Origin of the sequence: Vibrio sp. M260118, from assembly GCF_036533755.1 — a bacterium.
Lineage (GTDB): Bacteria > Pseudomonadota > Gammaproteobacteria > Enterobacterales > Vibrionaceae > Vibrio.
Genome location: NZ_JATABG010000227.1, coordinates 1 through 5,815, shown reverse-complemented (window position 1 = coordinate 5,815; position 5,815 = coordinate 1). Strand labels below are relative to the sequence as shown.

At 43.9% G+C, this 5,815-nt stretch carries 4 protein-coding genes; 1 reads left to right on the top strand and 3 read right to left on the bottom strand.

From position 1 onward, the window contains the following. The coding region (locus tag QTO00_RS13405; protein ID WP_331425255.1) for an SLC13 family permease at positions 1-757 on the bottom strand (757 nt) is incomplete at its 3' end. Positions 758-1,427: 670 nt separating this feature from the next. Between QTO00_RS13405 and fadR the strand changes: the two genes are divergently transcribed. Continuing rightward, the gene (fadR, locus tag QTO00_RS13400; protein WP_331425254.1) at positions 1,428-2,267 is read left to right on the top strand and encodes a fatty acid metabolism transcriptional regulator FadR; all 840 of its coding nucleotides are present in this window, start codon (positions 1,428-1,430) and stop codon (positions 2,265-2,267) included. 70 nt (positions 2,268-2,337) lie between these two features. On the opposite strand, the gene QTO00_RS13395 is transcribed toward fadR, so the two are convergent. After that, positions 2,338-3,510 carry a DUF1887 family protein gene (locus tag QTO00_RS13395; RefSeq protein ID WP_331425253.1) on the bottom strand — a complete coding sequence of 391 codons (1,173 nt, stop codon included), beginning with the start codon at positions 3,508-3,510 and terminating at the stop codon, positions 2,338-2,340. A 143-nt stretch (positions 3,511-3,653) separates the two neighbouring features. Beyond that, the gene (locus tag QTO00_RS13390) at positions 3,654-5,645 is read right to left on the bottom strand and encodes a methyl-accepting chemotaxis protein (protein WP_331425252.1); all 1,992 of its coding nucleotides are present in this window, start codon (positions 5,643-5,645) and stop codon (positions 3,654-3,656) included. Between the last annotated feature and the right edge of the window lie 170 nt (positions 5,646-5,815).

Genomic DNA, 5,815 nt, shown 5'->3' with positions numbered 1-5,815 from the left:
GTACAGGCGCGGTGACAGGCAGCATACGAATAATAAACTCGCCGAACTGCCAACTTGCTTGATCTGCGATGATCAGGTTTTGTGGTTCACCAACCATAGTCATTACGCCACCTAGCGCGGTACCTACACCTGCGTGCATTAGTAGTGAGCGAAGGAATGCGCGGTAGTTTTCTAAGTCATCGCGAGTCAGTTCTGACAGGTGGTCGTCTTGGGTGTGGTCGTGAGAGGCGTGTGGGCCTTGGCCTGATGCCACCTTGTGGTAAATCGCGTAGAAGCCGACTGCAACACTGATAACTACAGCGATTACGGTTAGCGCGTCTAGGAAAGCAGAAAGGAATGCCGCCGCAAAACAGAAAGCGAGCGATAACATGCTTTTCGAGCGAATGCCTAATAGGATTTTGGTAAAGATAAACAGCAGTAGCTGTTTCATAAAGTAGATGCCAGCAACCATAAAGACAAGAAGTAGTAGAACTTCGATGTTGGCAACAAGCTCATGCTTAACTTGTTCAGCGCTGGTCATGCCAATTGCGATAGCTTCAATAGCGAGCAGACCGCCCGGCTGTAGAGGGTAACATTTCAATGCCATTGCCAGTGTGAAGATGAACTCTGCAACTAGCATCCAACCCGCGACAAATGGGTCGACAAAGAAAAAGACAATTGGGTTTATGATGAGAAAAGAAATGATGGCAACTTTGTACCAATCTGGGGCTTTACCAAGAAAGTTCTTAATAAATGCATTTCCGAGTGACATCGGCATGATTTAGATACTCTTAATGTTGTTATAGACACTGCATATGCATGTATCCAACTAATCGGAATGTAAGAATCTTCAGATTAATCAGACATGACTAAAAAGTAGAAAACAAACCTGTTCCAACAGTGACTTAGAAAAACGACATTAAGTTCTTGAATATGTGGTCTTGCCAAGTCACTCCCTGAGAAAGACAAGTACTCCTTTACTTTGGTCGCCACTGTACTCCTCAACATAATTTAGTCAATGAGAAAATTGCGTTGAATTTTCTATTCATTAACTTTTGTTCAAAAACGCGATCAAAGTGGCGTTACCTTGATGTGAGAGTTGTTAAAAACAGCGCTTAATGCAAGCGACGAGTTGAAAGTGTTGAATAACAAAGATTACGCAATTATATTCAATCGAATTGATAGTTTAATAGTGTAAATTTACAAACTTAAATTTTGCAACTGAAACGCCTTGCAATGAGGGTTTCAAGAGGTTTTAGTTTGTAAAATATGGAAATAATCTGGTTTCATTTGTATAGAGAGTGCAATAATTTCACTATTCACTTAGAGTTTAAGCTCTAATGTGGTTTTTACGCACGTTTACTGTGTGGCGGTTTCCGATATAGAAAAACTAGTGGTATGATGAGTTCCATTCGACCCGTATAACTACAAGTTTGGATTTAAGATAAATGGTCATTAAGGCAAAGAGCCCAGCAGGATTTGCAGAGAAATACATCATTGAGAGTATTTGGAAAGGGCGCTTCCCTCCAGGTTCTATTTTACCAGCAGAACGAGAACTGTCCGAACTGATCGGTGTAACGCGAACCACCTTGCGCGAAGTACTACAACGACTAGCTCGTGATGGTTGGCTCACAATCCAGCATGGTAAACCGACTCGTGTAAATCAGTTTATGGAAACATCTGGGTTGCACATCCTTGACACGTTGATGACGTTAGATGCCGAGAACGCGACTTCCATTGTTGAAGATTTGCTTGCAGCACGTACTAATATCAGCCCTATTTTTATGCGCTACGCATTTAAAGTGAACAAAGAGAATGCCGAGAAAACCATCTCTAATGTTATTAGCTCATGTGAAACTTTGATTAATGCAGAGTCGTGGGATGTGTTTATGGAGTCATCCCCATACGCTGAGAAAATTCGTCAGCACGTTAAAGATGATGGCGAAAAAGATCAGTTGAAGCGTCAAGCGACACTGATTGCTAAAACGTTCAACTTCTATGACTACATGCTATTCCAACGTCTTGCATTCCATTCTGGAAATCAGATCTACGGTTTAATCTTCAATGGCCTGAAAAAGCTATATGATCGCGTAGGGAGTTATTACTTCTCCAATCCACAAGCACGAGAGTTAGCGTTGCAGTTTTATCGTGACCTACTGGAAGTGTGTGAGACAGGCAATCGCGATCAAATCTTAGTGGTTGTCCGCCACTACGGTATGGAGAGTGCACAAATCTGGAATCAGATGAAAACCACACTGCCAACCAATTTTACTGAAGACGACAGCTAACTCTCTTCAATTAAATACAAAAAACCGCCAGTTGGCGGTTTTTTAATGCGTTCAATCTAGGTTGTTGGCTTTAACAATCTTGGCTGTTTTCGTCTCGTCCGCCAGCTTCTGCGAACCATGTGGATAGGTGAGCTTTTAGCTTTTTAAGCTCATCAGGGCCAATCAGTGCCAATCCTAAATCTTCTGCTCGCGTGATGTCGTTATGGCGAAGAGGGCGGAAACTTACTAGCATCGCCCGTGCCTGTAGGCCGCCTAGTAGGTCTCTAAGCGACTCTAGCTTGTAGAGCGTGTCATCACCATCGTCACGCATACCTTTGGTCTTACACTCAATAATATGTAGCTTATTATTGACCACAGAAGCTACGTCCAATTCGTTACGGACTTCACGATTTCCCAGTTGACGATAAACTTGTACGTTAAGAGAGTGATCTTGAATGGTTGGCATGTCTTGCTGAATTTGACGCACAGTGCTGTGCACTAGTGTTTCAAGCCATTCACCGTTTGAAAAGCGTCGAGCATCCTCGTTGGCGAAGGTCAGTATGCCATCTTGGTAAGTGGCGATTTCGGCTTCAACTAGGTCGGTGATCAGCATATTTAGTTCACGGTAGCCTTGTTGCTTTTCTGACAACTCTACATCTAACTTCTGCTCTTTTCGACAAGTTGTCGCTAGATAGTTCAAGGTGGCCAAGCCTGGCCCGAGTTCGAGTGCATTACTTGCCCAGCGTTCTCCTAATTCATAGAGCTTCTGGTCAAGTTGTGGCGGTATCTCTTGATCGCTAAATTCACCACGAGCGCCAAATACGGTTAAGTAGTCGTCAATAGTAATTCTATCTTGAACTTGAGTGTCTTCGTTTCCGTCTGGGTACAACCAACACAGTCGATCACTACTTGGCTCTACAACGAAAATTGGCCAATGGTAGGTCCGAAAAATCTCGTACACAGAAAGCAAGCGATGACGTAGGCCGCAACTGGCATTGAGTTTGACCTCTTCACCTCTTGCTTTAAGGTCTTCTGCAAGTGTCAGTACCGTTTTTTTTATTTTCGAGGGGTTTGCGACGTTAGGGATTTCAAAAAACTCTGAAGTAATGCCTCGTTTGTCTAACACGCTATGTAGGCGTAAGTACATACTTTCTTGGGCCGCAACGCCAATGAATACGATGTGGTTACTCAGCGTGCGGTTGTCGAGTAGGGGAGTGACCAAACGAATAGGGTCTTGGTCGATAATGCCAACATGAACAGCCATAGTTTTTCCTCATGTCAGGCTTGCAAGAGTGTGGGAAAAAAGAGGGCAAGCCATACAATTCATATGATGCCACTTATAAAAAAAACAAGGGCGGATATGAAATTAACCGCCCTTGTTCAGTATTTTAGCTTTCGTGATACAGCCTAAAGTTTGAAACGATGTACCAATTCGCCTTGTTGATTTGCTAGTGAAGAGAGGTCCTCGCTAGTTTGAGCGATCTTAGCCATTGCTTGATAACTGGTATCTGCAATCAGGTTAATCTCTTCGATGTTGCATGCAATCTCCCCAGTCGTCTCGCTTTGTTCTGCTGCCGCTTGAGAAATATGCCCACTCATCTGGCTGATCTCCATGATCAGCCCCTGGATTTCTTCCATAGCACTGTTGGCACTTGATGCTTGCTCAACAGAAAGCTCCATGTCGTCCATACAACTTTGAATCACTTTGTTAGCTGAGCTCGAGCTGCTTTGTAGGTTGCTAATCATACTTTCGATTTCAGACGTCGATTCGGTCGTACGCTGTGCCAACACCCTTACTTCATCTGCAACTACCGCAAATCCGCGTCCTTGTTCACCGGCACGTGCTGCTTCAATGGCCGCGTTCAAGGCGAGTAAGTTGGTTTGTTCTGCGATATTGCGAATGACATCGAGAATACTACCAATTTGGCTACTCATTGCTTGAAGCTCTTTCACTGCGTCTACTGATTGATTGAGTCGAGACTCAAGCTGGTTGATGGTCGTAATGTTGGTCCCCATGATCTGACGACCCGATTCTGAAGCTTTTTCAACCTGTTCTACCATCTGCTGAGAGTTCTGTGCACTTTGCGCAACTTCTTGTACTGAGTGAGCCATCTCTGTCATCGCTGTCGCAACGTTGGCTGTTTGCTCACGCTGTTGACTCAATTGAGATTGTGCTTCTGAAGAAGTGTGTTGGTTAGTTCTGGCTGTATTGGTTAGGTTATCTGAGGCGTCGTTGAGCTTAACCAAAATGCCATGGAGGTTATCCGCTAACGAGTTAATGTGGCTGCTTACTTGGCTAAATTCGTTATTGAAGCTGATCTCGATTCGCTTGGCCATATCCCCTTCGGTAAGCGATTCCAACGTTTTTAGAATACGTGTCAACGGATGACGAACGCTTTGAGCGATATGGTACCCAATAGCCAATGCCATCAAAATAACTATCGCGCCGATAGCTACAGAACGCACAACACCTTGACTGTACACGTCACCAGCTTCTTCTAAAGAAGCATTTAACCCTTGGGTTGCTGCTTCAGTAAATGAGTTTAGTACCGCGATAGTTGCATCTACTTGCTGCGTAAGGCTAGCAATGTTGGCGTATAGGGCATCTTTCGCAAGCAGGTAAGCGCTATGCTGGTCGAGCACGCCTCCTTTCATGCCTACGTCGGTAGTGAACTGCTCAACTGAGTCTTCGAACGCTTTTTTGAGTTCAGGCATTTGAGAAGTCAGTCCGCGATATGCGTAGTTTAGGTGCGTGACGGCTTTTTTGTTTTTCGCAACGGCTTGAGTTACAAAAGCGGTGTCGCTACTTGCAAGAGCATCTGAGGTCGTGACCTCTGCGTCTTTGAGTTTGATGAAGTAGCTTTTAGCCATGACCTTCACCGAGATGCTAGTTTGGTCATCGACGTATTCTTTCATTCCGACACTAAGCTCAGAGTGCAAGCGTTGGAAGCGACGTGTTGACTTCTGCACCTCTTCTTGAGCAGAGAACATAGCACGATAGTTGCCCATCGCCTGCTCTGCTTCCGCAAAGTAGCTCTGTTCCATCTCTTTTAGTTGGGCAATAGATTGTTCTAATTGCGGATGGCCTTTACTCACATTTTCAAGCGAAAGTAGCTGCTGTGCGTAAGCTTCTTTCATTACAGCGAACTGCTCTGAAAGCTGATCCATCCGCTCGAAACTTTGAGTTGTCAAAAAATCTTTGAAAAGTTTATCTGCGGACAACAAAGCGACATTAGTTTGGTTTGACTGAGAAACTAATGGTAATGAAGTATTAGACACGTCTTCAAAGTTTTGGTGGATTTGCTGCATCCCTCTCATCATCATCAATGTTGTCACAATGAACATGATAATGATCAATGCAAACCCAGCGTACATACGCCTTATCACCGAGCCTTTCATAGACCTCTCCCTAAAAATATTAATGTCTTAAAAAATTAACAAAAAGAAACCCATTGTATTGATACCGAGACACGCATTTTTTGACGCACAATACAAAATTAATGTATCAAGACGAGTCAATTACTCAGAAAGTGAACTGAACGGTGTTTTTTATTGTGATTTTAAGAAGC

Excerpts from the sequence above, each read along its gene's own strand:
- fadR (WP_331425254.1), top strand. The coding sequence starts at position 1,428 with ATGGTCATTAAGGCAAAGAGCCCAGCAGGATTTGCAGAGAAATACATC.
- QTO00_RS13390 (WP_331425252.1), bottom strand. The coding sequence starts at position 5,645 with ATGAAAGGCTCGGTGATAAGGCGTATGTACGCTGGGTTTGCATTGATC.
- QTO00_RS13395 (WP_331425253.1), bottom strand. The coding sequence starts at position 3,510 with ATGGCTGTTCATGTTGGCATTATCGACCAAGACCCTATTCGTTTGGTC.